This window comes from Bacillus sp. ok061 (assembly GCF_900108285.1).
GTDB classification, from domain to species: Bacteria; Bacillota; Bacilli; order Bacillales; family Bacillaceae_G; genus Bacillus_A; species Bacillus_A thuringiensis_S.
Genome location: NZ_FNUW01000012.1, coordinates 1 through 26,517, shown reverse-complemented (window position 1 = coordinate 26,517; position 26,517 = coordinate 1). Strand labels below are relative to the sequence as shown.

Genomic DNA, 26,517 nt, shown 5'->3' with positions numbered 1-26,517 from the left:
ATTGAATTAATCCAATACTAAAAAATCATATTGCAAAAGGACACACCTACGCAGAACCATAGCGTAGGTGTGTCCTTTTTTTGTTTAAGGAGGAGAAAGTTATGGGGAAAACGTTATTTATTGCAGAAAAACCAAAAGTGGCCAATGAAATTATGAAATCGCCACGATTCCGTCACTCACAAAAGTACATTGGTAGCAAACCTTATTACGGTTATTATGAAAATGATCATTATATTGTCAGTTGGTGCCGTGGACATCTACTGGAACTAAAAAATCCGGAGGAGATGGATCCAAAGTATAAGGTGTTTCAGTTAGAGCATTTACCTTTAATTTTTCAACCATCGTATAAGGTGATACAAGAAAATGCAGAGCAACTACAAATACTTGTTAAACTGTTACAGCGACCTGATGTTGACCATGCCGTGAATATTTGTGACGCGGACCGCGAGGGAGAGTTAATCTATAGGGAAGTGTACGAATACGCAGGGGTGAATAAAAAGCAATCTCGCGTATATAAATCCTCCTTTGAAGCTGCAGAACTAGAAGCAGCTCTCAATCGATTAGAAAGCGCGTCTAAGTATGATGGACTAGCTTATTCTGCTAAAGCAAGGCAGTATCTAGATTATCTATTAGGGATGAATATAACCAGGGGATGCACCACAAAATTAGCACAGAATAAATTCTTATTGTCATCTGGCCGTGTACAAATGTGTTTGCTACATGAGATACGTCAACGTGAGTTAGCGATTGAAAACTATAAGGAACAGTCTTATTATCATCTGCAACTAGTAACTAATTTAGGACTCACGCCAGTTATGAAAATAGAAGATCAGGTGTTAAACCCATTGCCATTAAAAAGTTTGGGGGAGAATCTAAAAGGGAAATATCTCACGGTTGAGGAATTTAAAGAGGGCACTAGGAAACAAAATCCTAAATTGCTTTACAACTTAACGGACTTGTACAAAGACGCCCATGCACAATTACAAATTAATGCTGAAACTGCAAAAAAACACATTCAGAACTTGTATGAAGAAGGTTTCATAACCTATCCACGCTCTTCGTCTAGGCATTTACCTACAGAACAAGTGGATCGGGTAAAAGGTGTTATGCAGGCGCTAGCTAAGAGTCGTTATTCTTTACTGGTACAATCCGTCGATATTGACGCCATTGATATAAAACATAAAACATTTGATAATGATCTTGTATCAAGCCATTTTGCCATTATACCGACGACTAAACAATATCAAGAGGAAAGTCGTCCAGAGATTGAAAAACAACTATATAGCCTCGTGGTAAAACGTTTTGTGGGCAATTTCATGCGTCCTGCAGTGTACCTGGTAAGAGATGTATCCCTTTATTGATGCAATGGGAAATACCTATCAAATAAAAGAAAGTGTGCTTCGAGAAAAAGGTTTCCTAGAAGTGTTCCAAGAGGAAGTAGAGGAAGAAAGTGTGGAAACATTTAAAGTTCCTATCCTGCAGAAAGGACAAGAACTTCAAATCTATGATTTTGAGTTGCTGGAATCCAAAACAAAGAAACCTGCTCTACACACAGAAAGCTCAATTCTTACTTTCATGGAAACGGCTGGTCGTAAAATTGATGATGAACATTTAAAAGAGCTGATGAAAGGAAAACGAATTGGAACCGTAGCAACAGAAGCGGCTTTTATACCGGCTTTACACGAGAAGAATTTTATAGACATTGAAAAGGGGAAAATTATAACAACTCCAATTGGCCGTGCCTTTATTGAACAATTTCCCGTTCAGCAAATTAAAGATCCACTGTACACAGCAGAAATGGAAGGAATGATACATCGCATTGAAAAGAATGAAATGAGTTATGAGAACTTTATTGCACAAACAAATGCGTTTGTACAAAAAATAACGCAAGAGATTATAAGAATTCCTGACACAGTTTCGTACAATCTGATAGAGACTTGGAAGCAACAAATAGAAGTATGCCAATGCCCTTGTGGAAATGGAATAATTTTAGATAGAGGAAAGTTTTTCGGGTGCAGCAATCATCCGAACTGTAACATGGGATTACCCAAAAGAGTAAAGGAAAAAACGATTCCTACAGCACAAGTTAAAAAACTGTTTGAAGAGAATAAAACGGACATTATAAAAGGTTTTAAATCTAATGGTAAAGAATTTTCTGCGTATCTAGCATTTGTTAACGGTGAAGTCAGCTTTAATTTGCCTTCAGTTGAAGAATTATCGCTAGGTCAGTGTCCAAAGTGTCAAAATGGACACATTTTAAAACGTGATACGTTTTTTGGGTGCTCAGAATATAAAAGCGGATGTAATTTTGCAATATCCGCTAAAATTAAAGAAAAGAAATTATCTGATAGCCAGATGAAGAAATTATTGAAGAATCGCGTTACTGACTTTATTCATGGTTTTAAGGGAGAGTACGGAGAGTTTACTGCAGCTATCCGATTAAAAGAAGATCTTAGCATTTGTTTTGAACGTCCAACAACGGATGATCGTACTATAGGGAAATGTCCTTTGTGCCAAGGAAGGGTAATTGTAGGGAAAACCACTTATTTATGTGAACATTATAAAAAGCCTTGCGAATTCATTGTTTCTGGAACCATTTTGAAAAAGAAAATAACTAACGGGCAAGTAAAAAAGTTATTAGAGAAGAATATGACCGATACAATCTCAGGATTTGAAAGTAAGAAAACCGGAGAAAAATTCGATGCAAAATTAACCTATGATGTACAAAAACAACGTATTACGTTTATAACGAATAAAAAGAAATAATATCGCAAAATCTTAAATTTCATATATAAAATTAATAAGAAATATGATATGATGAAAGTAACAAAATACTTCTAAAACTATCTTGCAAAAGGACACACCTACGCATACATATGCCATAGGTGTGTCCTTTTTTATGTATTTTTACGATTTCAAGACTCAAAAGGGGGATATATATTGTGTACCAGTAATATAGCGTCTGATAATGTATCTTTTGAAAAATTGAAAAGCCAGGAAAAGTATGAAGAAAGTATGGTGGCAATATGCCCGCAGTGTAAGGAACGGTCATATAGTGCACTTTATAATGATCATCCAAAATGGATACAGTTTTGCCTATGTTGTAATTATCGAGAAGTAAATACTATGAATAGCCCGTTTGTTTATTAGAAACAGCTATTTACGTATTTTAAGTAGGAGGAAGAAATTTCGATATGAAAATATGGATTAAAGCTATTTGTATAACATCATTTGTAATTCAAATGTCAGCATGTAACAGTTCCGTGCAAACAAAAAATGATTCGAGACCTGTCCAAGCAGTACAAAATGGAATACAACAGCACGTAGAAGGGAAAGGTATTGTTGATATTCCAGAAGCTTATAAGGGGAAATTAAAAGGCTTAGAGACTGTTAAAGGGAAGGTGTTACATATAAAGGATGGAGATACGATAGACGTGAACGTAAAGGGGCAGAAACAGACGGTAAGGTTACTGTTATTAGATACCCCTGAGTCTGTATCTCAGAAAATCCCACCACAAAAGATGGGAAAAGAAGCTTCTTCCTTTTTAAAGAAACAGCTAGATGGGAAAAGTATAACCTTGGTTTATGATCAAGGACCAAAAGAAGACAAGTATGGTAGGAAATTGGCTTATGTATTTTGTAATGGTATACACGTCAATGAATTAATGGCCAAGTCGGGTTATGGGATTATAGCCTATATTTCTAAACCTAATACTACATTACTACCCGAAATGCTAGAGGCAGAAAAAGAAGCAAAAGAATCAATGGCTGGCGTGTGGAGCATTAAAGGGTTTGTAAATGAAAAGAACCGGCATTATAACCGTAATGATGCAGCTTAGCACTTTAATCCATTGTAATACAAATATTTGTGCAAAATGGAGGTTTTTTGAATGAATGAAAACAAAAGAAATATGCTCTTATCCTTTATCATTTCAATTTTATTTATTTTCGCGAGTCTATTGCCAGTTAGTAATAATGAATATGTGTATGTTATCTCCAAAATTGGGGCTGCAGCTGGTGTAATAAATATTGTGATGATGAGCGTTTTCTTGTATTTTCAAAGTAAAAAAACGGAACATTTATTAAATTAGTAAATTAAAACGTAATAGTTTTCCTTACTCATATCCTTTTAAGCTTGGTAAGGAAAACCGAAAAGGAGTGTGAAAGGTGAGTCAAGTACCTGGATTTTTAAAGTTTGTTTTAGCGAAAGAAAGACGGTATGTATATTTAGTTGTAGCAGAAAAGAAAAACAAAAAAGTACATACACACATGGTATATAGATTTGGCCCGCTAGAAAAAGCATTAGAAACCATGTACGAGATGTGTGGTGATTTTGAAAATCTTTTCCCTTTAGAATTAAAAGAGAGGGGATACGATTGGGAAGATATCAATGATTGGATACTTTCCATTGAAACAGGGTACTCGAAACACGGAAATAAACTAGTCATATATTAGCAAATGTTTTGTATTTTAAAAATTAGGTGAGGCGAAAATAAGATGTTGATCATTCAAAAGTATCACATTGTATTTGCTTGGACGATAGCTACTAGCGCAATGTTAATTAGTTTATTTTTTAGTGAATGGATGAAGTTACCTCCATGTGATTTGTGCTGGTATCAAAGGATGGCCATGTATCCTTTAGTATTAATATTGGGGATAGGAATGTACAGAAAAGATCCGAACGTCAGCACGTATGCATTCCCATTTGCGTGTATCGGCTTAATGTTATCTGTATATCAAATTACAATACAAACGTTTCCAGCTAGTGAGATGAAGATATGTTCAGTAGGAGTTTCTTGTACAGAAGATTACCTGAATTTATTTGGTTTCATCTCGATACCTATGCTATCTTTTGTTGGTTTTTTAGCTATAATCGTACTTCTGTACATAAAACCAAACAGTAAATTAAATCGTAGTAAAACAGATCGCTAAACAAGAGAAATTTACATGTAAGTATAATTAAATGCATTTAAAACTTAATTTAAAAATAAAAAATATGAAAAGGGAGATAACAAAAATGAAAACACTACAAGTAAATAATGAAATGAACAAAATTCCAGAGGCAGATGTAGAATTACTTAAGATCATGGCTCACCCAGTTAGATTACAAATTGTAAAAGAGTTAGAACATCGTAAGATTTGCAATGTAACACAGTTAACGGAACTATTAAATATACCTCAATCTACCGTATCTCAGCATCTATCAAAAATGCGCGGGAAAATTCTTCGTGCAGAAAGAAAAGGATTGGAGATGTACTACCATGTTGCCAATGCTAAAGCATGCCAGATTGTTAGTGTGCTAGGTTTATAGAATAGTATTGGACAGTAAAACAAGAATCTCATTTCATTTTGGGGTTCTTGTTAGGCTATAGTTCTGAAAATAATAGTAATAATATTCTGAATTTTATTGATATATATTTGAAAACACACCTATTAAATTACAAATTCTGTTATTATATTATTAAAAGAATATATGATAATTGGTATTGAGGGGGTAGATTATGAATATAGCAATCAAAGGAAACGAACAGATTCTGGGCTTATTAAATGATTGGTATGTGGAAATTCGTGCACGGCGCATAAGTAATGCGCATCGTTTAAAAGAAGAAATTGATGATAAAATTCAAAATATAGAAGATCAGGACTTATTATTATACTATTCATTATTAGATTTTCGTCATCAATATGTAATTGATAACTTAGGTGTTTCTACAAGTAGTTTTGATAAAGTAGAATCTTTTGAGATTCCTTCTAACAACACTTTAACTTATTATTATCATTTCTTTAAAGCTATCCATGCTAGTGGAACTGGTAGTTACAAGGTTGCAAAAGAACACTTTGATCAAGCCGAAAAATTATTAGAGCTTATCAATGATGACGTTGAGAAAGCTGAATTTTATTATAAGTTAGGTGCATTCCATTTTGATATTTGTGATTCGCTGGTCTCTTTTCAGTACACAACAAAGGCAAAAGAAATGTTTTTAGCCCATGCTGATTATGAGCGTAATGTCGGATTTTGTGAGAACTTGTTGGGGTTAGCTTGTATAAACTTAAAAGAATGGTCATTAGCAGAGGAACATTTTGCGGGTGCAATGGACAAGTTCCAGAAAGTCGGAGAAGATAAGTTTATTATTATGGTGCGCCATAATTTGGGTTGGATGTATTCTAAACAAAACCTATCATCTTTAGCGATTCGTTATTTATCTGAAGTCATTGAAAAGTCTCCAAACCATTACAAAGCCATGTATGCAAAGGCGTTGGAACATTACAAACTGGACGAGCGAGATGTCGCAGCAGAACTCATTGAGAACGGATTAAATATTAGTAAGAAACTAAATCAAGAAGAGTTCATACATCGATATCTCATTTTACAAGAGCTAAACAATGCTTCACCTACTCAAATACTCGAAACAGTAGTGCTAGCAGGAATTGATTACTTCGAGAGAGAAGGATTGTATGAAGATGTTCAAGAGTCTTATGAGACGCTGGGAACAAAATTTTATGATGAAAAGAATCATCATGCGGCGAGTAAGTATTTCCATTTAGGGTTGCAAGCGAAACGAAAATTTTTTGAGGAAGGAGCTTTAAAATGAAAAAAATAGTATTCAGTTTAATGGGAATTGTCACGGCTATAACCTTGACTATAGGTGTGACGAATACAGCGAAAACTCCACAATCTTACGAAGTAATTCAAAGTCTTTCAGTTGGAGATCACGGTGGTTGATACACTAATTTAATGTATAATAAAAAGGGCTAGGATTTATGATCTAGTCCTTTTTTTATTGATTGGATGCTTTTTCATAAGGTTCAATTCGTAAAATTGTTAAGGCGTATGCCGTGATTCGATTTGAAGCCTACTATGTCTTTGGTTCAAATAAGAAAAAATACGATTGGGGAGTGAAGGGTAATAAAGAATCATATCAGGAGCCCTCAGGGACAACTATTGCAAATCAATAAGAAATGGTCTCACCTAAAGCAAAAACAGCGTGAAACCATTTCAACTTGGCTGAGAGAGGCTTATATAGAGAAGGTTAAGGTTCATAACCGTAGATTGAAACCGAGAGAACATGAGGATGTTTTAGAAAGTGTTATGGGTAAAATCTATGATCGTGAAATTTGGATTCCGGATTACGAAATCGAAAAGTATTACAAAGGAAAAATAAATAAATGGTATAACAAACATATTTTATCAGAAGAAAAAAGTGAAAAGGAGGAGAACATATGAAACATAGTATCGGAAATGCGAGTACTTCATATATAATCCGTCTAATTTTAAATGATTTAGACACGTTTATTACAGCTGGAAAAAGGGAATTTGATTTCTGCTCAGAATCTGGAGTATCCTCTGTAGAGGAGCTACTAGCAGATTGGCTGGAATGGTTTAATGATTACCCACAAGGTATATCGCCAGGTGAATTAAAAGAAATTGAAAGGAAGATAGGTGAATTGATGGGGAGTATGTCAATATGGTCTCATCATACAGAAGAAAGAGAAGAGTTTATAAAACAATTTAGCGGTTATTTTGGGGAATATATAGGTTTCTTTAAATTAGTTAGGGATGTATATCTTGAAGAGTTAAAAGATGAGTTATCATATTAATATCATTTATTCCTAATATTTTATAAAAGGGAATTTGCATTAATGTGCTTTAGATGATTAAAAAGTTAAAGGAGAAAAGAAAGTGAAATTAGAGATTGAAAAGTTTATTAGTGAAATAGAATTTCCGGAAGCTGCTATGAGTTTTATTGAAGAGGGAATACTTTGTTATAAAGTAGGAGCTTACAGATCATCATATATCATGTCGTATTTATTTTTCTTAAATGTAGTGAAATACAGAGTGTTAGAAAGTTCGCATACTCCTAATGGAATAACTGATAATGAATGGAGAGCAAAAAAAGGACAAATTTCAAACGAAGATACTTGGGAAAATAAGGTGTTTGATTTAATCAATGAAGGGGAAACAAATAGTCGTTACTTTAAAATTAGTAAATCCAGAATTGCACAAATGGAGTATTGGAGAGCATTAAGAAATGACTGTGTACATTCTAAAGATAATCTAATTGCAGGGGCACACGTTGAATCATTTTGGCTATTTGTACAGTCAATCCTTCCTAAGTTAGTAATTAACGGTAGCAAAGATTTCTTATTGAACGAACTTGAAGACTATTTTGATAATGTTTATTTTAATAATCCAGAAAAGGTACAAGACATTGTTAGAATGATCCCTCATTTAGCTGAAAACAATAATATCTCTGAATTATTTGGTGAAATCCACGATCACTTTAAAGGTAACAGAAATTACCGTGTTGGTGACTCTTCTGGTAAAGCACACGAGTTTTGGAAAACAATAAATTCTAGTGAGAATTTACTTATTAGTAATAATTTCAATAAATTTTTAACTCATGACAATGAAATTTTTGAAAAGTTCATAATGCTGTTCCCTGAAAGATTTTTAAAATGTCATGCTGAGAATAGGTCTATAATAAGTCATTTTATTAATAATCCGCTACCAGATTGGCTTGTGTTCGATTATCCAAATGCAGTCAGCTTACTTTGTACATGTATAAGGAATGGTCTAATAGATTCTAAGAAGTCAAAAAAACTCGTTTCCTGTGTAAATTGTGATTTAAAAGGGCTGAGAGATGAAGAAATAATGTTACTGAAAAGCCATGGCTTTTTTGACGACATAAAAGAATATATGATGAAAGATTTACACAATGGAAATGCGTTTTCGTATACGAAAATTAATGGTCAGTCTGTGGAGTTAGCTTATTTTGTGAAATATTGTTTAATGACTGACGGTGATGGTGAGAGATTTACTACTCTATTAAACAATACTCTAGTTGATTTGAAAAACCCTTCCGTATTTCGTGAGTTAGAAGAAGTATTAACTCAAAATCCAGATATTCTTGAGTATATAAATGGCATAATTCGTAATGAGGGGCAGGAATTATGTGAGTTCTTTACAAGATTATAATAGAAAATAAGACGGTGCCAGTAGATGGTACCGTCTTTTGGTTGTAGGGTAATGGTAAATGCAGCTGCACATTGAACTTAACAATGAATCGTCTAAGAATTACATGGTTCAATCTATGCTTAGAAATACAATGTTAATAGAAAAATAATCGGTATAACGTATGTCAATGAAGAAAGCTAGGAGGTTAATAGTCAAAGTTGGTCAAAAAATAGTTTGACTTTGACTATCTTTGACTATATACTGATTTTAGAAAGAATTGGTAACTATAAAAGTCTGCTTCTTAGGACTTTCGGCCTGTTTGTTACATAAAATTCTATTCAATAAATGCATAGGAGTGTTAAACAATGAATGTAGAATTGAATGCAGTACAACAAGAGCAACGAGCTTTAATTGAAACGAACTTAGAATTAGTTAAGCAAGAAATTAACGGACAGGCACATGAAGATCATAATCAGTTATTCGAACAAATGGCTGTTGTAGCGCACGAGCTTCACATGTCGCTTGAACCACGTCCAAGACATCATCAGTACATGATAGAGAATAGTGGTATGCAGCCAGAAGAAGTAGAGTTTTACCGCAGTATTCATGCAGTAGAAGATTTATTAGCGTATTTGGACAATACAGATGCTAATAATGACCCAGAAGATCAAACCATGGGTGATTCATTTGAGATGCTGATTTATTCACGTAGATGGGGGCATGATGACCGTTATACCCTTATTCGTAATGAGGAAGGATGGCATGTTTCTCACCAAACATATGCGGGACAGTCAGGTAGAGATGCTCTTCAAGTTTTAATTCCAAGTTTACGTCACGACAGCATTAAATTTCCGAATCAATTAGGTGATGTTATGGTAGATATTTGGAATCAAGCTGCCGAATACGGATTGCCTCATGAAGAGGTACAGAGCATGCTTAATGAAGTAGCGGTGTGGATTAATGCCACAGAAAGAACTTATCCAACATTTGTACGATAAAACAATCGGGGGTTTCCTCATTATTTTATCTCAATACGTTGAGTTTATATAAATTGAAATGGAGTGGAATAAGAATGAAAAAGAGTATAATTGAAATGATTTTAAGTGCGATTTCAAATAATATACCTGGTAAAGGGCTTTCGAATTACCTTTACCAACAAATCCAACAGTTAACATCAAAAAAGGATATTGATGCTTTTTCAGCAGAATTGAAAGAACGTGTCAAGAATATTGGGACAGCATCTCAATTCGAGTTAGTGAATCTAGGTACAGCACTATATGCGGCGTTTTCAGCTGATAGAGAATTTAAAAAAGGCTGGATCGTAGATGGATATTGGGACGTATATAACAAATGTAATGAAGCCAATAAAGCTGTATTAACAGGTGTTTCTGGTTGGTAAGGCTTTTTATACGGAAGTAATAAATTCAATAGTATAAAAACAGGATATTTCCGTTAATGGAAATATCCTGTTTTTTATTCAAATTGCCTTCTTTCCAAGCGATCAACAGCCTCACGTTTTTTCTCGTTATTAATATTAGTATAAATACTAGTAACTTCTACAGAGGTATGGCCAAGTTGATCGCGTAGCAATACAAGATCCTTGTTTTCTTTATAATGGTTTGTTGCATATGTATGTCGTAGTTTATGAGGGCTACGCTTCTCATCAAATGCACTTGAATATTTATCACATAACTTCTGTATAGCTCTAACAGTTAACTGTGTATATTTCCCTTTATAATTTGTTACGAAAAGTAAGTCTTCATCTTGAGGGCAGTTATATTTACTAGTGCGAACCTTAATGTACTCTTGAACATCATCTAAGCAAGAGCGAGTAGCTAATACGGAAGATCTCTTATTACCTTTACGCGTTACTTTTACTTTCCCCTGACGGAAGTTTATGCTAGATATAGTAAGACTAGCTACCTCAGAAACTCGAAGCCCAGTGCCTAAAATGAGGCTTATAATGGCTATGTCTCTTTCTTTATCACGCTGAAAAAAATTATATTTTTTTGGTGATATATCTTTCAACATTTCACCATAATCATTTGCTAGAAATTGAAGAAAAGCAACATCATCTTTTTCATTAAATATCATGTTTGCAACGTCATCTGCTCTTGCTGCTGCATCTACTTTCTCCTTATGCAGTTCAATTTTCTCCATTACATTACGTGAGATGTAATTTTCCCCTTGTTCATTCTCTGTATTTTGAGCTAAGTACTTGAATAGGGATTTTAAAGCAGAGAAAGTTCTATTAATAGCTCTTGTTTCAATACCTTCTCCCTGGAGATATCTTTGAAAAGTTCTAGCTTCATTTAATGGTAGATTTTCTAGTGCTGTAATTGGTACATCACATATATTAGTGACCACCTTACCGTTTTCAACGGCTAATCGATTACTTATAAGCCATTTTAGAAACTTTTCAAATTCAGTAATGTAAGCATACAATGTAGCAGGGGAGAGGGCTGTTTTCATTTCTGCATACTCTATGATGTACCAGGGCATTTTACTTTTATGTTTATCTATTAGTATTTTAAACTTTTCTTTTTCTTGGTTACTCATGTTGTACACCTCAAATCAAATAATGTAAAATAATTTTTAAACCAATACTTAAACCGATATTTAAACTGAAATTTTTGAGCTAGAATACGATTTTAATAAATAGCTTGATTACATATATGGATACCATACTAGTTTTTGAAATAGAAGAGAGGTATCAATATATGATGGATACCTCTACTATACTCAATTCTATGAAATCCATCAAACTGTTCGTTAAATACAATTTTAACGAACAGTTTTAAATTTCATCTAATGTTTTTATACTAATAATATTAGAAGGGGGGATTGAAATATCTTCTTTAAGGAATATCATTCTTGCACGACCGATTGGGCAAAATGCATATGTCTGTAGCAGGTAATCAAATACATCTAAAATACATGACTGTCTTATTTCATCAAATGAATGCGCTTCAAGATATGTTGTATTATCTACATCTTCAATCTTTACTTTGAAAGAAATTAGAGAAGGAATGGCCTGCTTTGTCCAATTTCTTGGTATTTGGGAATCTTCTATAATGACATTCGCTATATGTTTTATAATTTCTGGACACTCTTTTATATCACGTATATTAGAATCATATGGAGCCTGTCCACCGAATAAAAAGCCATTGATACGTTTATCTTTAATTGAGCGAACTTTTAAATACTCCGATGTTATTTGTTTATTATTATGATACCAATTGATATTACCATTATTATCAATCTTCATATTTATATCGTAATTATTAAGAAAATCAGTAAAACTATTCTTTTGAGTAGCTAATCCCTTGAGGTTTAACAAACCTACTTCTAAAAAACTCTTCTTATCCAGGATAGCTGCAATATGATTTACAACTATTTCATCAAATATACATGTTTTTATATCAAAATTAAAATATTCCTGTATATCACTAAACTCTAGGTTATCATATTTCCAGAAACCTTTATCGTTAGAAATCCTCCACTTATTTTCTTTTAAGAATGAAATAATTTGATTCATTGGGACATCCAAAATAGATGAAATGGAGTCAAAAGTATGTTCCATATCAATACAATTTAAAATTTTTTTCATAAAAAATTCCTTTCGCATTCCTCTTGTTATAGTAATATTATTTTTAAATGGGTAGTAGGGTGTGTCGATTATAGCAAATCTTTATTCTTACATCCATTGAAATGTAACTAACACCTTTATTAGGATGATAAAAAATCAATTTACTAGTCGCTGCAAATACGAATTTGATAAAATTAATTTCGCTCTAACACTTTAATTTAGTGTTAGAGCGAAATTTTTCTGCACCCATTATTAATACAATAAAGATTATCCTTTGAAATCTTTATTGTATTTTTCAAGATCAAAGTATGTTGTTAAGGCATATTTCAGAATAAGAAGAATAACCACGTATAAATACATGAACACTCCGGAACCGTTAAAAGCCTCTGAATCAATTAGTTTTGTTAAACCTATTAATGATGCAAACCATAATACTAAATCCATAACGGCATTATTTAAATAAATGCTACGTTTAGAAGTAACTTTTTCTTTGAAGTTTTCTTTGAGGACAGGTAAAAACACCGTATAAATTAATCCAAATAGATAAATTGCTCCGGATATAACGGGACTATGTATATCACCTAAAAGAATAAGACCTCCAAATAATAATTAAAAAAATGCTACTATTAAATATGTATTTTTAACTCGTTGAAACATAAAACCACTCCTTTAAATACTTAAATGCTGTGCAGCGACTACTAAATTGAAGTATGGTTTGAAAAGTTATTTATATAATTTAAATATAATTTTATTATATTTATACGATTTTATAAACTTAAATATAGAATGTAATGGTTGTTTACCATATCTTTTATAACAATTATATCATCTAAATCATCCATTGAAGTGTTCGTTAAATGAGAATTTAACGAACACTTGGAAAGATGTGAGTTAAACTCCTCTCCTATCTTAATTGTACACAGACATGAAAATGGATATTTTTTAGACACGAAAGTAGATAATTCACGAATACCTTTATTACTAAAATAAATATAAATTTGAATTGTAATATTTCTTAATTATACAAATTTGGTTGCTTTTTTTTATTTTTAAAAAGTTCCTACTTTGGTGTCTTAGTTTAAAGAAGTACCCATTTTCTTGTCTTGATATGTGGACAAGAAAATGGGTACTAAATGAACTCTATCCGTTAATAGTTTAGCATTTTACACTATAAAAAAAGTTCCTACTTTCATGTCTATTTACATTTTCCGTTTCGTGGAATTACTTTCTTGAAATTTGACTATTTACTCTTAGAATAATTAAGGTTCAAAGGCACTTTTTTTATTTTAATATACCTGAATATTTCTAAATAGTAAACACATACTATACACAGGCGATAAGCCATAACTCCTTTAATTTGTAACAGTATTTCTTCTCTTCTCTTTTCTTTTCTGTATGGAGCAGTTAGCCTACTCTAACTGCTCTTTTCCTTTTTGTTAGATTGTTACATATAATATCAAAAAGAAGGTATAAAAACCTTACATTAGAAACTTTAATTAGATTGTGCCTACTGATCATAAATAGCGGGATAAATTATGAACAATGAATACTGTATTTATTATCGAAACGTTACATCCAACTGTTTCTGAACAAAATAAAGAAGTAGCAAGCTAAAAAATAAGCTATTTTATTTATCAACCTCATTTTATGGAATTTTAATTCCAATTATGGTAATCTACAGGTAACCCTATGGCTAACATTGTTGGCCAACTATTTAACATTCCCTTTTAGAAGGTCCTGCTCCCCTAGTCAGGGCCTTCTGAATTTTATAATAGTGCATTATTAATTTTAGACCAGCATACAAATGCTATTTTCTTGCAATGAATATTTTGAAATTTTTTATATGTAAAATGAATCTATTCCATAATGAAAGTGGATAGATAAGTTCTAATTGGTCTTCTATTAGATAAAATTCTGTCAACCATTCAGGTAGTACACAGCCTGTGTTGTTTGTTTTCCACAATTCAATTCGTTCTAACGCTAATTCAACACTCATCCGTACCCAACAATAACAATTGAAACTTTGACTGCTAAATCTCAACCTTATTTTTCCTTCATGTTCAATGGGATAGGTAAATCTATTAAAAAAAGGTTCTGTTTTTCCTAAATGACTGCAGTTTCTAACCCAAATTTTTGTCTTTTTAGGTAATAGAGCGATATTAAGTTTATGACCTTTCCGCATTTTCAAAGGTCCATCGTCGCTAGTAATATTTTTTGCGTATTCACTTAGAAAACAAAAACAGCCTGACCACTTATTGTCATTATATTTAGGTGTATGGACGTTTTTTTTTAGTATTTTTTGATTATATAATGTCAGATCAGTTACTTCAGTATCTATAAATTCAAATACATGATCGTATGTATCAGAATTATAAGGTTTGCAAAAAAAACCTTTATTATCGAATCGATAAATTTTCACGTATTCGAGAGAATTCTTATCTATTTTCATATATATTACTCCTATATTATTTATATTTCATGAATATGGGGTAGCACCACATGCCCATCAAGCTAAGATTATGTAAGTTTAATTTTACGTGAGATTTTTTCTTTTTTCTAAAGGTCCAGTGTAAGTCCTTTAAAGATTTGCATATTAAATAAACCCTATCGGGTTTCAATTTTTTTGATTATGCTACATGATTGTGAGACATAGTAAAGTCGTATACGACGCCTAAGATATCAAAGACTGTTTTCTTCTTGTACCGGTGAGATTTTCTCCCGTTTTTCTCTAAAAGATAAAACAAACGCAGTAAAACTTTTAATAATTCATGAATGCCCTTCTGTAAACCTTCATAAAACAATAGATAATAATTCTTTATCATATAGATGGACTTGTATTCACTAAGCTCTTTCTTTTTCTTATCTAAGAGTAACTGACGCATTTTGAACATCGTCGATGAACAGAGTAAAATACTAATGAGTTGCCCATATAAATGGCATTCTAAACGTTCCTTCTTGATTTCCTTGCACTTGTCAATTTGAAAGAAAGATTTCCATGTTTTGAACAAAATTTCAATTTGCCAGCGTAATGAATACAAGTCATGGATATGTTCCGTTGGAACATTTTCTGCAGAAAGATTCGTAATATACACGTTGATTCCACTCAACCGTTTACTTCGTTCTTTGTAGGTAATACCTTTCTTTTTTTCTTTTTTGGCTTGTTCCTTCAATCTCTTCTCTGTTTGTTCCTTTGTTAATCGATGAATAATAACACGAGCTGGTAATTTTTGATACTGTCCAATGTATGCCTCTGAAATCGCCATTGTTTGACCAGGGAGCAATTGATTCATGAGTTCTTCCGTATCTAACTGAATATAGAGTGTTCCTTTCTTCACGATACCATTTTGAAAATATTCTGGCTCATCATTCTTACGATAAATTCGAGAATTTAATTTCAAACGTGATACATAATAAGCTCCTTTATCATGTATCTCCTGTAAGTCCTGTAAGTCAAAATAGCCTAAATCTCTTATATACAAGTCTTTTGGTTGAATGGTTTTCAAGCTTTTTGAACCAAAGGTTTTATCATTTTCTCTTCCTTCTCCTACATAAACGTACAGGAACTTCCCACTCAATAAGTCATACTCCAATTGAATTTTGACACCGGCCGTATGACTACTTCCACCTGAACCTTGATAATATGAAGAAAACTTATCTGGAAGCTGAAATGTTGTAGAATCTAGAATTCGAATGCGCTTAAATATCGTGGTATATTGATGGATTATTTCTTGTGTTGAATGAATTCTTTGGGTTAGAAGGTTAGCTAGAACTTGTTCAAGAAACTTTACTGCGGAAGCATTAAATCGTTGGTTAAGTCCTTCAGGACTGATAAGAACACCTGTAGATACTTCAAGACAACTACATAATTGCGTGAGTGATGTACTTGCGACCTGTTGACTAAGCCATACACATAAAGCAACTAACTCCCGTGCTTGATATTTACTCTTTCGCTGAACAAATCCTTTTTCTTTTGCTAGGTGTTCTAGAGTATGAGGTGACATATGTCTTTGTAATTCTTCAGCAATCAATTGAAGTTCGTCAAGAATCGAAAGATTCATAAAGAAACGCCATCCTTTCCTATAATTCTACAGAAAGGATAACGTGTTTTTCGCTTTATAGGTAGTGCAAAATCTTAGCTGGATAACGATGGGATCGCGCCCACATTTTAATGAAAATATACGCTAAGCGAATTTAAGCATAAAACGAGTCATCTTTTTTCTTAAAATAAAAAGATGACTCGTTTTATTTAAACTGTTGAATACTTAATATTTATTCCACTATTCATAGCCAAAAATCGTAAAAAATAAAAATATCCCTAAGTATTTTTACATATTTTTATTTTTTCAGAGGCAACTGTATAAGGCTTTTCATAGTGCAAGTTCTCTTGGTTCATTGGCCATGCCAAATCCATGTTTGTTCATCGCATAAGCATAACCTAATTTTTCATCTGGATCGGCAAAACAGAATGATCCTCCTGCGCCTGGGTGACCAAAAGAGCTTTCACTTCGTCCAAATTTCATATCTGAAAAGTGTTTCCAAAATCCCAAAGAATAGGCTATGTTTATACAATTCACATGATCATAATACCCTGATGTCGGAGGAGTAGCTCTTTTCCTTAATTCATTTATTGTTTCTTCCCTTAATCCGAGAGTTTTTGCACCACTAGCAAAAGCACCATAAATTTTTGCCATTGCTCTTACTTGCCTTACACCATTTCCTGAAGGGAATTCTATAGATAAAATAGGACGATGATTAAAATTATCATTTGCTACGAATTTTTTTGGATCTACTAAACTTCTAGCTACTAATGACTTTGTATTAAGAAAACCAAGTAACATTTTTATAGGTAGCTTTGTCATTCCCTTAAGTAACTGGATGGGGTGATTTATTCCTTCAATAGTTGTTATTTTCTCTTCAGAAATATCTTTAGGAAGACCAATATAAAACTCTGCTTTTAGTGGTTCTGCTATTTCTTCTTGAAAGAAATCTTTTAGGGTCCGATGTTTAGGGTCTGTTCTTTTAATCAGTTCTCCAATTAAGGTTCCAATTGTCCAGGCATGATAGCCTTGAATTTTCCCAACTTCCCAAGCAGGTTTGCTTGCAGCAAGAGAATTTGATAGACGAGGGGTATCTAAGTCTTCTAACATATCAATTTGAAGTTCATTGAGAGGTGACAATCCAGCTTGATGTGCTAGAAGCTGTCTAACGGTTATTTTGTCTTTTCCATTCTGAGCAAACTCAGGCCAATATGAACACACTTTCTCATCATAGTTAATGTAACCTCTAGAATGCGCTAAACTTAAAGCCAATGCAGCAAAACCTTTTGTAGCTGAAAACACTTGAACAAGTGTATCTTTTTCCCATTCCGTACGAGTTTGTCGATTTCGATATCCACCCCATAGATCAACGACTGCTTCATTATTAATGTATACAGAAAAGGCCGCTCCAACTTCTCCTCTTTCACTAAAGTTTCTAATAAACTCATTCTTTACCAGTTCAAATCCCGGTGCAACAAATCCATGAACTGATATATTATTTTTTGTTCCCATGTCTTTTCCCCTTTATTTAGTATAATCTAGCCTTTTATCACAGGTAACATTTGTGTATTTACAAAATATAGATAATTCAATAAAATAAACCTATCAGATATTTGACTAAATGTCTATAAATAGTCAAATAAAAAGGCAGGGATATATTATGGCAAGAATTACATCTGAACAGAGAAAACAGATACATGAGACCCTTCTAGTTAAGAGTAAAGAACTGTTTATTCAATATGGATTTTCTAAAACTAGTATCGATGACATAGTACATGCATGTGGAATCGCAAAGGGTTCTTTTTATTCATATTATTCATCAAAAGAAGAATTATTTTACGCAGTATTACGAAAAGAGGAAGAAGTAAAAAATCAAATTATTGCAGAAATTATGTGTGAGTCTCTACCACCAAAAGAACTTTTAATTCGTTTTTTTGAAACATCTTTTAAAACCATAGAACAAAATCCATTTTTACAAAGTCTTTATCAAAGAGGTGAATATGATCGAATTGTGAAAAGACTTCCTAAGGAACTTCTAGATAACCATGCGAAGGAAGATTTAGATAGTTCTTTGGAGTTTGTGAAATTTTTACAAGATAAAGGTGTTACAGAAGATGATCCCGAAGTACTTATTGGTCTTTTTCGAACAACCATACTTATTCCATTACATCGACAAGAGATTGGAGAGCCGACTTTTTCGAAGATGATGAAAAAGATGATCGAATGTTTATCAGAAGGTCTAACAAAACATAAAGAGTAAATTTTATTTATTATAAAGTTGCTACTTTAGGGCTTCTGTTTTCACTTCCATAAAAATTATGATTCAGGGATGTCTGCTTTCAAATCGGACGCTTAGTACTCTATTGTATAATCTAAAACATTGTTTATGGTGCTAACACCACATATCTATCAACCTAACAGAAAAGGTTGCCCAAAACGATAAAAATGAACTTCGGTACTGTAAAAAACACAAAATTATCGTTTAGGGGGTACTTTAAAATCTTAGCTTGATAGCGATGTGGTGCTACCCCAATATCTAATAGTAAATCACTTCTTGCAATTGATTGATTTTGAATTTTCTTTCATTTTGGGTTATACTAAGAAAAAGAGTCGAATCTCCTTTAGGCCATGTTATTACAAAAAAAACAATTCTACCATATAAGAATTGGTTTTTTGTAATTTATTTACTATAAATCTCGTAACTAGTTTGTCGGTTGCTATTCCTCATTAAAATTCAATTATGCTATACTTGTAAAGAGAATGTAACAATGACAAGTCTCTTCTATGTAAAAATACCTTGTCACTGTACTTTTCTCTTGTGTCTTCTTCTTGCATCTTGAAAGAGCCATGATCTCAGCCATTGGGGATTGTGGCTCTTTTGCGTTCTTAATATAATATACATTTGAAGGAATGTTCCTTAAATTTTACAGTTGGTTATTTTTTTATGTTCAGTTGGTCCAAATTTGAGGTTGGAGTTCATTAAATTTAGACGCGATCTCTTCTTTTTCTTTTTGTTCATCTTTTGGTGTATGCGTGAAGCATACGGAAATATTCCTTGTACCAATAACCTTATTAGCATCTGGTAAAAGTTTTTCCGTCTTCGCTTTATTTTCTAAACTCCGTTTGTTTCCATTTATATCATTATTAAGGAAACTACGAAAATAAATTTTTTCTTGTTCATTATCTTTACTTGTAGGATATGAATATGAACAAGCCAATCTATCTTTAAACTTAATACTAGCTTTTGTTGGAATGGCGTTATGTAGAGCTTTGAAAAAATCTAGTGGTTTAAAAGGGCCGTTTTTTGCATAATCAATTTCTAAGAATTTACAAAGTTTTTTGTATAAACTATCTTCTGGGCCTACTAATGGTAATGTAAATGACTTATATTTACCTTTAACTTCGTATTCTAATGGCAATTCCAAGAATTCTCTAGTTCCTCTTTTAAATAAGCCCAATGTATATACTTTATTTGCAATTTCATCATACTTTTTCTTATTATTTATATCTTTATAATCATATTTGAAAATTGCGCATATTTCCAAATTATTTTTATAGCGTATTCCATTTACAACTTGGTAATCAATATCTTGTAGTAACATATTTTCTGACAAATAAAATAATCTTTTAAGTTCAAATGTTCCTCCCATACTAATTCCCCTTCCCGTAAATTAAATATACATATTTTTTAGTAATTATATGCACCATTATATTGTATCGTATAATTAGAAATTTTTTCAACACTTATGCTGCAACGCTTAGCAATGTTATCCATCCCCCACTCATTTTAGTAACTGGATAAGTACCAGTAAAATAGATCTTGAATCGTAATTTATATAAGAACTAGACGTTATCAGTTCTTTAAGGGTAATGACAGGGTTGCTGTCATAGACCGCAAAGTAAGTTTTAAATAAAGAATAAAACATTATGATTGTTGGTACGGGAACATCCGGTATTGGGAAATTTACATTTATTACAATAATTACTGGTTTAATTGAATTATCAGTAGGATAAAAAGTGCACGGTGCACTTTTGGAAAATGTTTGTGGTAATCATTTTGGGAATGGTTTTTGGTAACGACTTAACCTATTTAAATCGAGAATCCTAATAAAGATTGAACAAGTTACAAAAATTATGGTTTTTGGTAACGGATTTTAATGCTTTATTCATTTACTTTGCGGTTCATAGCAAGAACCCTGTCACTACCCCTTTAAGGTAGTAAAAAACTGAAATGGAAATGTAAAACATGAATCTCTTTTCGGTTTACTCTTCAAATAATATAATATTTGCTCTGCCGTCTTTGCAAGACTGAATTGATTGGTATGATTCTATGAGTCCTATTGTTTCTGCCCATGTATATGTTGTAGTTTAAAAGAAAAGATAAAAGCCCTCCTAATTAAAGGAGGGCTTTTATCTTTCATATAAGTGAATCCGATTTTATGATTTTAAAAATGAACGTCGTCTGTTATACCCCTATAACGCTGACTTTATTATTATACTAATGTATATAACGGAAATTAATATTATAGTAATAGGTAGATTCCCTCTGCTGTCCTTCTTTTTAAGAATAATAATATCATTAAAATTATATTTAAATATATATAGTTTTATAATTTTAATTATTATATACTTATACAAGTGATTTAGCTCTTTCTATGAGTTGAAATTACGTTATATATAAGGAGTGGTTTGAATGAAAAACAAATTTACGCGTATGATCATGTTAATAGTGGTAATGGCTTTATCAGTTACAGCACTTGCAGCATGTGGAAATAATCGTGATCCTGAAGAAGTAGCTACAGCATATTTTGAAGATGCAAAAGATGGAAATGCAAAAGATTTTGGAGAGCTATTTACTCCAGAAGCAAAAAAAATAGTTGGTTTTATTGGCGGAAATGCGGAACTAATGAAATCAATTAGTGAAGATCTTAAAAGCTATAAGATTCGAAAAATCGAAGAGAAAAATGAAATTGCTACAGTAACTGTTGATGCTGTATATAAAGATAATCCTAAAAAAGTAATCGTAATTGAACTAGAGAAAACGGATGATGGTTGGAAAATTAGTAAATCATAGAAAAAACGGTCTAGAATTCTAGGCCGTTTTTTAGTTTCCTCAATCTTCTTCTTCAAATTCACGTAGACTAGCAAGCAATTCTGTAAATGTTGAGCAAACAGGGTATATTGCTTCCTCTATGTTTTCCTCTTCGTGCTCCCAAAATACTACTGTTGGTGATTCAGGATTGCTACGGTAATCAAAACACAGATGATTCCCAAATGAATCCTTACCAAAGGGATATACTTTATTTGCTAATCTATCTTTTATATCATCATAAACTTGAATGATTGAATTTCTACTTTCTAAATCAAAAGTTAAAAGTTTACTAAATACATTCTCATCCTGTCCGGGTACATCGAATATTTTTGGTCTTGGATAACCACTATCATATTTTTTTACACATTCTACAAAATCCATAGGGAATTTAATATTGAAATATTGTTCTACTTTCTGAATGTTTTCATCTGTAATTTCTTTTTTGTTTACTCCAATCCAAGTAACGTTGCTCATATATACTCCTCCTTACTTATCGCTGTCTTTCCCCAAAATTTTATATCCACCAGTGTGACCTGTTTTCCTATGTGTTTCATAATTAACAAGTTGCATTCGTCCTGCTTCTTGATGATGATGCCATGTATAATTTTCTGGTACCTCGCCTAGCTTAAATAACTCTATTTCTTCTTCTGTGAATTTTGCAGCTAACTTAGGGTCTTTCATTATTTGTTCGTATAATGCTTTACTACATATTCTATCATGTGTTGGTCTAGATTTTTTAAAATCAGCCTCTTTTAATTTAACTTCAGAAAGAGCTTTAAAAATAGGGAAACCATCTAAATCATACCGAATGCCTGTAACAGGATGTTTGTCTCCTGCTAACTCACCCATTCTTAATCTTATTGTCTTTTGGCCATTTGGACCTTCATAAGTATATGGAGCTGCTTTCCGCAAATACTGTTGAATACTTCCTACTCCCGCATATGAAAGATGATTTCCAGCTTTGAATTCATAGTTGTTTAATATATGTAATGCATTTCTGTATGCCGGAGAATTAATTACAAGTGATTTTCCTTTAGTAAAACCTGTAATAGCAGCTCCCTTCCCAACTTGTCCTGCTTTACTAAGACCCTTATCACCCAGAAGCCCGAGTCCTAACGTTGCTATACCATAAGCTGCATAATGCTCTCTACTTTCCATATCTCCATGCCAAAGATTGTTTACAAATGAATCTGATAGAGCATTCAATGCAGCAGGAATAGTTTCCTCATAAATTACAATCGCATCTCGCATATTCAACCAGGTTTCTTTATCACCTAGGGATATCAGTCCTTCCCACGCATCCACTGCACCATCTACAAACCCAGTAGAAATACCAGTCCACGCAGCATTTAAATCCTTTTTATTAAAAAATGATTCTTCCGATTTTGAAGGGATTTTTCCACACATAGCTCCTTCTTGAATATCAGAGTCAACTAAATTTCCGCCATACAATTCATCCGCTTCACGGAATTTAACAGCTGCACGCTCTAATTCTACTGCGATTTTATCTAATTCTTGTAAAATGTTAAACATCATTGGCTTTGCTTCATTAAACATCTGATAGAAACGATCACTGCTTGCTCCACTCCACTGAGAAGCTATATATTCAGTTTGAGAGTATAAATCTTTATGTATATATTCTAATGATGATCTCGTATTTCTTACGTTTTTAGCAGCTTGTTCTAATTGTCCCGGTGTTACCTTAATTTGTGTGCTCATTCCATCCCTTCTTTGCATATATATTATGAAAATTATAACATATCATTATTTCATTAATGGTTATCATTTGAAAATATCCGTCCCTAAAATTGAAAGGATGTCCCATTATAAAAACAGCCCAAATTCCTAATGAGAAATTTGGGCTGTTTCTGTTATAAATATGTTTTATTTTATATTTTTTCATAGACTTATTTATTTCATTACTGCCAAGGAATCTTAATTATCTCAAGATTTCTAAATAAAAAAACGGCATAAATCCCTTAAATAATCGATTTTTCCTAACTAGCATTATATTAAAATAGTTAGTGAAATATTCCATTTATATAATAATTTGTTATAATCGTATTTAATAAGAATTATTGTTATTATTTTACAAATTTATGATGTATTCTCCTATCCAGAAAATGAAACATAATGCTACGAAGCCAACAATATTTATCATTACTTCCTTTTTTGTAGGTCTGTCTCTAAATATAAAAGCGGATAAAAATAATAAAAACGCCATTCCATACAACCACCAAACTGTACGAGATATGCTAAACAACCCTATAGACAGTGCAACTACAATAATTACGTAAATACGTTCATTTTTTGAAGTAATCTTGCCAAACATATTGACTCCTACCTCCTATTTTTAGAAAATAATTACTTTTAAGAGAATGACTGTTTAATATATTGTATTAAATTTCTTATACAAATGAAAGGGGATTATTATGAAAAAAACATTATTAGCAGGAAGTTCATTGGTTTTATTACTAAGCTCAGGGTTTGCATTTAGTTCAACAACGCAAGCAGCAGAGAACAAGGAAGGAAATTCACCTGCAGTTTCCTACAACCAGGATGTATCAAAAGAAAATAGAGCAATTGATATTAGTTCATTACCCAACAAGATTTAGACTCTTTATTCTTAAATGGACAAGCTCCATTTAATCCAATAACACCTAAAGATTCGGATCAAATTCAATATGTTCACCCAACAGCTGGTACATTCAACTGGAAATATGTAACGACAACTTATGGAAACAATGTATTTTATAATGCCTCATATCGTTTTATGGTTAACGCAGCTATAGCAGGTTTAGGTGCTGGGATTATAGCGAAAATCGGAAATACGTTTGCTTCTGGTGTAGCTGGGTATGTAATAGGTGGACTATCTCTTCCTAAAAGTAAAAACTATTGGTGGACTGTACAAAAATGGCAGGATCAAGATGCATACAATGTTTATATTAAATACAACATTAAAGTTTATTCTGATTCTGGACGTACAAAATTAGTCGATTCTTATACCGAGCAATTTGCACAAAGATATAGATAAAACCATTGCCGTAAAATATATTAAAGACTAACTATCAAATGGGTTTGCCTGTTTTCAAAACAAGCAAACCCTTCCCTATAAAACTACTTTTATTTTTTATATCACTTAAATTAGGAATCACAGTATAAACCACTTAATTTAGTCCCTCATATTTCCAAACGTTGACCAAAAAATAAAAATATGGTATGTTTACTTTAGATTAGTTATATATTGAATGCATATTCAGTATATATAAAGTATAGTACTTAACTGAATTGCATAAACTAAAAAAGACGAGATGCTGTCAACATCCCGTCTCATAACTGCTACTGTCAAGGTGGTTGTTATTATGCATTATCTTTTTCTTTTAGACCCACGCTTGTACTTTGGTCGGTGAAGCGCGGGTTTTTTGTTGTCTTTTTTTTCGAATTGCTTTTTCAGTGCGTATGCTGAAACCTCACGCACAACTGCTCTTGCAATTTCTTTTAAAAGTTCAAACAAAAATTCCATGTTATATCACCCCCTTTCCTTCCAAATGGAAAGAAGGGATAATAACAAGCCCACCTTCACACGATATACAGTTATACTTCTATTTTACCATACTTCAACACGCTAAAATAGAAAACCTATCCAATTTTAGTCTGCATATAATCTTTTAGTTAAGGAGTTTTATAAGATTTTAGTTTACTATAATATAAATATGTATACTATACTTCCTGATCTTTTATAATTAAACACAGTTTGATATACCATTTTCGATAATGTAGATTTAAAATAAAGTCTGTATGCTTTTTTAATATATTCCCAATGTATGTATGCCCAAACTCTCTAGCATACTCATAGACCTACTAAGTTTCTAATTAAGTACCTGTATTTATGATCCTGGTATCATTACCTCTCATTTCCTTTTTACAAGTTTTTCATCTTAAATTAACCGCTCTTAATATCTTCCGTTATCTTTCTCTCTATTTTTCTATATTATATATAAAAACCCTTTTTTTGTAAGTTGGAAGGATTTCTATTGAAATCGCCCCGAAAACCGACCTCTCAAATTCGTTCGTAATCAACTTTATTGTCTTAGGTAATGTATTTAGACGTGATAACTAAAAATACTCTTAAAAATAAAAATAGACCCATTAAAACGTTTTTGGTTTTTTAGGGTCTATTTTTATTAAATTTTCTATTCTTCTATGTCTTCTTTTACTTCTGCGGATAAAATGTCTTCAGCAAACTTCTTGTAGCCATTATACCCTTTCTTTTCGGCCTTTTTCTTTATTGCTTCTAATACCTTTTCATCAAGGTATAGACTTAAATGCTGCTTTTTTTCTTTCGACTCCTCTTTTGATCTATTTTCAATTCTTTCTTTGAAAATTTCCAAATCGGATTTTAAGTATAATCGTTCAGTAGATTTCCCTTTAGCAATCTCTTTAAAAGGCAATATCCCGTCTTTAGCTGCATTATGAACGTATGTCTTAGATTTGTTTAGAAATTCAGCAGCTTCTTTTAATGTTAAACAATCTTTGTATAATTCCTCTAGCTTTTTTACATCCTCTTTTTCAAAGCAATATCCACCATCTGCTTTCCAGGTAGCCAGATTAATAGGTTCGATGTGTTTATACTTAATTAAATAGCCTAATTGATTTTTTGTTAGACCTACCCGATCGCATACCTCTTCTAAAGATAAATAGCTCATATCTCACCTCATTCGAAACTTTCACTCTAGCTGTTCTTTAAATTTTCTTAGTTGATACTTTGTTAAACCGGTTTCTTTTACTACATCTGTGATTGAGTACTCCTTATACTGCAAATACTTAAATGGATTTTCCATAT

27 protein-coding genes and 2 pseudogenes are annotated in these 26,517 nt (G+C 32.4%); 17 read left to right on the top strand and 12 right to left on the bottom strand.

Annotated features, from left to right (window positions below):
- The first annotated feature begins 101 nt into the window (after positions 1-101).
- The 13 genes and pseudogenes from C4S65_RS16940 to C4S65_RS16880 all read left to right on the top strand — a co-directional run bounded on the left by C4S65_RS16940 (position 102) and on the right by C4S65_RS16880 (position 10,355).
- A pseudogene (locus tag C4S65_RS16940) lies at positions 102-2,766 on the top strand (DNA topoisomerase).
- A gap of 428 nt (positions 2,767-3,194) precedes the next feature.
- On the top strand, positions 3,195-3,839 hold the full coding sequence (locus C4S65_RS16930) for a thermonuclease family protein (protein WP_103945315.1): 645 nt from the start codon (positions 3,195-3,197) through the stop codon (positions 3,837-3,839).
- A gap of 51 nt (positions 3,840-3,890) precedes the next feature.
- Positions 3,891-4,091 carry a hypothetical protein gene (locus C4S65_RS16925; protein ID WP_001004897.1) on the top strand — a complete coding sequence of 67 codons (201 nt, stop codon included), beginning with the start codon at positions 3,891-3,893 and terminating at the stop codon, positions 4,089-4,091.
- Positions 4,092-4,167: 76 nt separating this feature from the next.
- Entirely contained in the window at positions 4,168-4,455 is a 288-nt protein-coding gene (locus C4S65_RS16920; RefSeq protein WP_103945314.1) for a hypothetical protein, read from the top strand.
- A 42-nt stretch (positions 4,456-4,497) separates the two neighbouring features.
- Positions 4,498-4,932 carry a disulfide oxidoreductase gene (locus C4S65_RS16915; protein WP_061654984.1) on the top strand — a complete coding sequence of 145 codons (435 nt, stop codon included), beginning with the start codon at positions 4,498-4,500 and terminating at the stop codon, positions 4,930-4,932.
- A gap of 85 nt (positions 4,933-5,017) precedes the next feature.
- A complete protein-coding gene (locus C4S65_RS16910) occupies positions 5,018-5,311 on the top strand; it encodes a metalloregulator ArsR/SmtB family transcription factor (protein ID WP_076776127.1) in 294 nt (97 codons plus the stop codon).
- A 190-nt stretch (positions 5,312-5,501) separates the two neighbouring features.
- Positions 5,502-6,593 (top strand): tetratricopeptide repeat protein, encoded by a 1,092-nt coding sequence (locus C4S65_RS16905; protein ID WP_084065794.1) that lies wholly within the window; start codon positions 5,502-5,504, stop codon positions 6,591-6,593.
- The gene (locus C4S65_RS35220) at positions 6,590-6,724 is read left to right on the top strand and encodes a hypothetical protein (RefSeq protein ID WP_000724740.1); all 135 of its coding nucleotides are present in this window, start codon (positions 6,590-6,592) and stop codon (positions 6,722-6,724) included. The genes C4S65_RS16905 and C4S65_RS35220 overlap by 4 nt, the downstream gene beginning before the upstream one ends.
- A gap of 183 nt (positions 6,725-6,907) precedes the next feature.
- Complete coding sequence (locus C4S65_RS16900; RefSeq protein WP_103945313.1) at positions 6,908-7,225, top strand: transposase; 318 nt, start codon at positions 6,908-6,910, stop codon at positions 7,223-7,225.
- Positions 7,222-7,599, top strand: coding sequence for a hypothetical protein (locus C4S65_RS16895; RefSeq protein WP_103945312.1), 378 nt, complete (start codon positions 7,222-7,224; stop codon positions 7,597-7,599). The genes C4S65_RS16900 and C4S65_RS16895 overlap by 4 nt, the downstream gene beginning before the upstream one ends.
- 82 nt (positions 7,600-7,681) lie before the next feature.
- Complete coding sequence (locus C4S65_RS35215; RefSeq protein ID WP_258043874.1) at positions 7,682-8,977, top strand: hypothetical protein; 1,296 nt, start codon at positions 7,682-7,684, stop codon at positions 8,975-8,977.
- Between the two features lie 344 nt (positions 8,978-9,321).
- A complete protein-coding gene (locus tag C4S65_RS34000) occupies positions 9,322-9,954 on the top strand; it encodes a hypothetical protein (protein ID WP_142391544.1) in 633 nt (210 codons plus the stop codon).
- A 74-nt stretch (positions 9,955-10,028) separates the two neighbouring features.
- Positions 10,029-10,355: a hypothetical protein gene (locus C4S65_RS16880; RefSeq protein WP_103945311.1), complete on the top strand. Its 327-nt coding sequence runs from the start codon at positions 10,029-10,031 to the stop codon at positions 10,353-10,355.
- Positions 10,356-10,429: 74 nt separating this feature from the next.
- Here C4S65_RS16880 and xerS read toward each other — a convergent pair whose 3' ends face one another.
- The 5 genes from xerS to C4S65_RS16845 form a co-directional block, all read right to left on the bottom strand.
- Entirely contained in the window at positions 10,430-11,515 is a 1,086-nt protein-coding gene (gene xerS, locus C4S65_RS16875) for a tyrosine recombinase XerS (protein ID WP_103945310.1), read from the bottom strand.
- 238 nt (positions 11,516-11,753) lie between these two features.
- On the bottom strand, positions 11,754-12,566 hold the full coding sequence (locus C4S65_RS16870) for a hypothetical protein (RefSeq protein WP_142391543.1): 813 nt from the start codon (positions 12,564-12,566) through the stop codon (positions 11,754-11,756).
- A gap of 1,786 nt (positions 12,567-14,352) precedes the next feature.
- Positions 14,353-14,994 (bottom strand): hypothetical protein, encoded by a 642-nt coding sequence (locus C4S65_RS16855; RefSeq protein WP_103945306.1) that lies wholly within the window; start codon positions 14,992-14,994, stop codon positions 14,353-14,355.
- A 178-nt stretch (positions 14,995-15,172) separates the two neighbouring features.
- The gene (locus C4S65_RS16850) at positions 15,173-16,603 is read right to left on the bottom strand and encodes an IS4 family transposase (RefSeq protein ID WP_103945305.1); all 1,431 of its coding nucleotides are present in this window, start codon (positions 16,601-16,603) and stop codon (positions 15,173-15,175) included.
- Positions 16,604-16,912: 309 nt separating this feature from the next.
- A complete protein-coding gene (locus C4S65_RS16845; protein WP_103945304.1) occupies positions 16,913-18,094 on the bottom strand; it encodes a serine hydrolase domain-containing protein in 1,182 nt (393 codons plus the stop codon).
- Between the two features lie 148 nt (positions 18,095-18,242).
- On the opposite strand from C4S65_RS16845, the gene C4S65_RS16840 reads away from it, so the two are divergent.
- Positions 18,243-18,842, top strand: a complete 600-nt coding sequence (locus C4S65_RS16840) for a TetR/AcrR family transcriptional regulator (RefSeq protein ID WP_097820628.1) — start codon at positions 18,243-18,245, stop codon at positions 18,840-18,842.
- A 688-nt stretch (positions 18,843-19,530) separates the two neighbouring features.
- On the opposite strand, the gene C4S65_RS16835 is transcribed toward C4S65_RS16840, so the two are convergent.
- The gene (locus tag C4S65_RS16835) at positions 19,531-20,232 is read right to left on the bottom strand and encodes a DUF6037 family protein (RefSeq protein WP_103945303.1); all 702 of its coding nucleotides are present in this window, start codon (positions 20,230-20,232) and stop codon (positions 19,531-19,533) included.
- Positions 20,233-21,275: 1,043 nt separating this feature from the next.
- Between C4S65_RS16835 and C4S65_RS16830 the strand changes: the two genes are divergently transcribed.
- Complete coding sequence (locus tag C4S65_RS16830) at positions 21,276-21,656, top strand: DUF4878 domain-containing protein (protein WP_103945302.1); 381 nt, start codon at positions 21,276-21,278, stop codon at positions 21,654-21,656.
- Between the two features lie 39 nt (positions 21,657-21,695).
- Here the strand turns inward: C4S65_RS16830 and C4S65_RS16825 are convergent, their stop codons facing one another.
- From C4S65_RS16825 to C4S65_RS16810, 3 genes are all read right to left on the bottom strand, one after another.
- Complete coding sequence (locus tag C4S65_RS16825; RefSeq protein ID WP_103945301.1) at positions 21,696-22,148, bottom strand: SMI1/KNR4 family protein; 453 nt, start codon at positions 22,146-22,148, stop codon at positions 21,696-21,698.
- A gap of 12 nt (positions 22,149-22,160) precedes the next feature.
- Positions 22,161-23,393: a WXG100 family type VII secretion target gene (locus tag C4S65_RS16820; protein WP_103945300.1), complete on the bottom strand. Its 1,233-nt coding sequence runs from the start codon at positions 23,391-23,393 to the stop codon at positions 22,161-22,163.
- A gap of 370 nt (positions 23,394-23,763) precedes the next feature.
- Complete coding sequence (locus tag C4S65_RS16810; RefSeq protein ID WP_103945299.1) at positions 23,764-24,006, bottom strand: hypothetical protein; 243 nt, start codon at positions 24,004-24,006, stop codon at positions 23,764-23,766.
- A 100-nt stretch (positions 24,007-24,106) separates the two neighbouring features.
- On the opposite strand from C4S65_RS16810, the gene C4S65_RS35210 reads away from it, so the two are divergent.
- A complete protein-coding gene (locus C4S65_RS35210; protein WP_258043873.1) occupies positions 24,107-24,289 on the top strand; it encodes a hypothetical protein in 183 nt (60 codons plus the stop codon).
- Positions 24,290-24,447: 158 nt separating this feature from the next.
- Entirely contained in the window at positions 24,448-24,708 is a 261-nt protein-coding gene (locus C4S65_RS35205) for a hypothetical protein (RefSeq protein WP_258043872.1), read from the top strand.
- A gap of 333 nt (positions 24,709-25,041) precedes the next feature.
- Here the strand turns inward: C4S65_RS35205 and C4S65_RS34400 are convergent, their stop codons facing one another.
- The 3 genes and pseudogenes from C4S65_RS34400 to C4S65_RS34910 form a co-directional block, all read right to left on the bottom strand.
- Positions 25,042-25,197, bottom strand: a complete 156-nt coding sequence (locus C4S65_RS34400; protein ID WP_000394773.1) for a hypothetical protein — start codon at positions 25,195-25,197, stop codon at positions 25,042-25,044.
- Positions 25,198-25,867: 670 nt separating this feature from the next.
- Positions 25,868-26,380, bottom strand: a complete 513-nt coding sequence (locus tag C4S65_RS16800; protein ID WP_050822440.1) for a helix-turn-helix domain-containing protein — start codon at positions 26,378-26,380, stop codon at positions 25,868-25,870.
- Between the two features lie 21 nt (positions 26,381-26,401).
- A pseudogene (locus C4S65_RS34910) lies at positions 26,402-26,517 on the bottom strand (transposase); the annotation flags it as partial.

Bases quoted from the DNA above. Each gene is read 5' to 3' on its own strand.
- C4S65_RS16905 (WP_084065794.1), top strand. From the start codon at position 5,502: ATGAATATAGCAATCAAAGGAAACGAACAGATTCTGGGCTTATTAAAT.
- C4S65_RS16880 (WP_103945311.1), top strand. From the start codon at position 10,029: ATGAAAAAGAGTATAATTGAAATGATTTTAAGTGCGATTTCAAATAAT.
- C4S65_RS35205 (WP_258043872.1), top strand. From the start codon at position 24,448: ATGGTTAACGCAGCTATAGCAGGTTTAGGTGCTGGGATTATAGCGAAA.
- C4S65_RS16930 (WP_103945315.1), top strand. From the start codon at position 3,195: ATGAAAATATGGATTAAAGCTATTTGTATAACATCATTTGTAATTCAA.
- C4S65_RS35220 (WP_000724740.1), top strand. From the start codon at position 6,590: ATGAAAAAAATAGTATTCAGTTTAATGGGAATTGTCACGGCTATAACC.
- C4S65_RS16855 (WP_103945306.1), bottom strand. From the start codon at position 14,994: ATGAAAATAGATAAGAATTCTCTCGAATACGTGAAAATTTATCGATTC.
- C4S65_RS16825 (WP_103945301.1), bottom strand. From the start codon at position 22,148: ATGAGCAACGTTACTTGGATTGGAGTAAACAAAAAAGAAATTACAGAT.
- C4S65_RS35210 (WP_258043873.1), top strand. From the start codon at position 24,107: ATGAAAAAAACATTATTAGCAGGAAGTTCATTGGTTTTATTACTAAGC.
- C4S65_RS16915 (WP_061654984.1), top strand. From the start codon at position 4,498: ATGTTGATCATTCAAAAGTATCACATTGTATTTGCTTGGACGATAGCT.
- C4S65_RS16840 (WP_097820628.1), top strand. From the start codon at position 18,243: ATGGCAAGAATTACATCTGAACAGAGAAAACAGATACATGAGACCCTT.
- C4S65_RS16910 (WP_076776127.1), top strand. From the start codon at position 5,018: ATGAAAACACTACAAGTAAATAATGAAATGAACAAAATTCCAGAGGCA.
- xerS (WP_103945310.1), bottom strand. From the start codon at position 11,515: ATGAGTAACCAAGAAAAAGAAAAGTTTAAAATACTAATAGATAAACAT.
- C4S65_RS16810 (WP_103945299.1), bottom strand. From the start codon at position 24,006: ATGTTTGGCAAGATTACTTCAAAAAATGAACGTATTTACGTAATTATT.
- C4S65_RS16820 (WP_103945300.1), bottom strand. From the start codon at position 23,393: ATGAGCACACAAATTAAGGTAACACCGGGACAATTAGAACAAGCTGCT.
- C4S65_RS16835 (WP_103945303.1), bottom strand. From the start codon at position 20,232: ATGGGAGGAACATTTGAACTTAAAAGATTATTTTATTTGTCAGAAAAT.
- C4S65_RS16925 (WP_001004897.1), top strand. From the start codon at position 3,891: ATGAATGAAAACAAAAGAAATATGCTCTTATCCTTTATCATTTCAATT.
- C4S65_RS16895 (WP_103945312.1), top strand. From the start codon at position 7,222: ATGAAACATAGTATCGGAAATGCGAGTACTTCATATATAATCCGTCTA.
- C4S65_RS16850 (WP_103945305.1), bottom strand. From the start codon at position 16,603: ATGAATCTTTCGATTCTTGACGAACTTCAATTGATTGCTGAAGAATTA.
- C4S65_RS16830 (WP_103945302.1), top strand. From the start codon at position 21,276: ATGAAAAACAAATTTACGCGTATGATCATGTTAATAGTGGTAATGGCT.
- C4S65_RS16870 (WP_142391543.1), bottom strand. From the start codon at position 12,566: ATGAAAAAAATTTTAAATTGTATTGATATGGAACATACTTTTGACTCC.
- C4S65_RS34400 (WP_000394773.1), bottom strand. From the start codon at position 25,197: ATGGAATTTTTGTTTGAACTTTTAAAAGAAATTGCAAGAGCAGTTGTG.
- C4S65_RS16845 (WP_103945304.1), bottom strand. From the start codon at position 18,094: ATGGGAACAAAAAATAATATATCAGTTCATGGATTTGTTGCACCGGGA.
- C4S65_RS16800 (WP_050822440.1), bottom strand. From the start codon at position 26,380: ATGAGCTATTTATCTTTAGAAGAGGTATGCGATCGGGTAGGTCTAACA.
- C4S65_RS34000 (WP_142391544.1), top strand. From the start codon at position 9,322: ATGAATGTAGAATTGAATGCAGTACAACAAGAGCAACGAGCTTTAATT.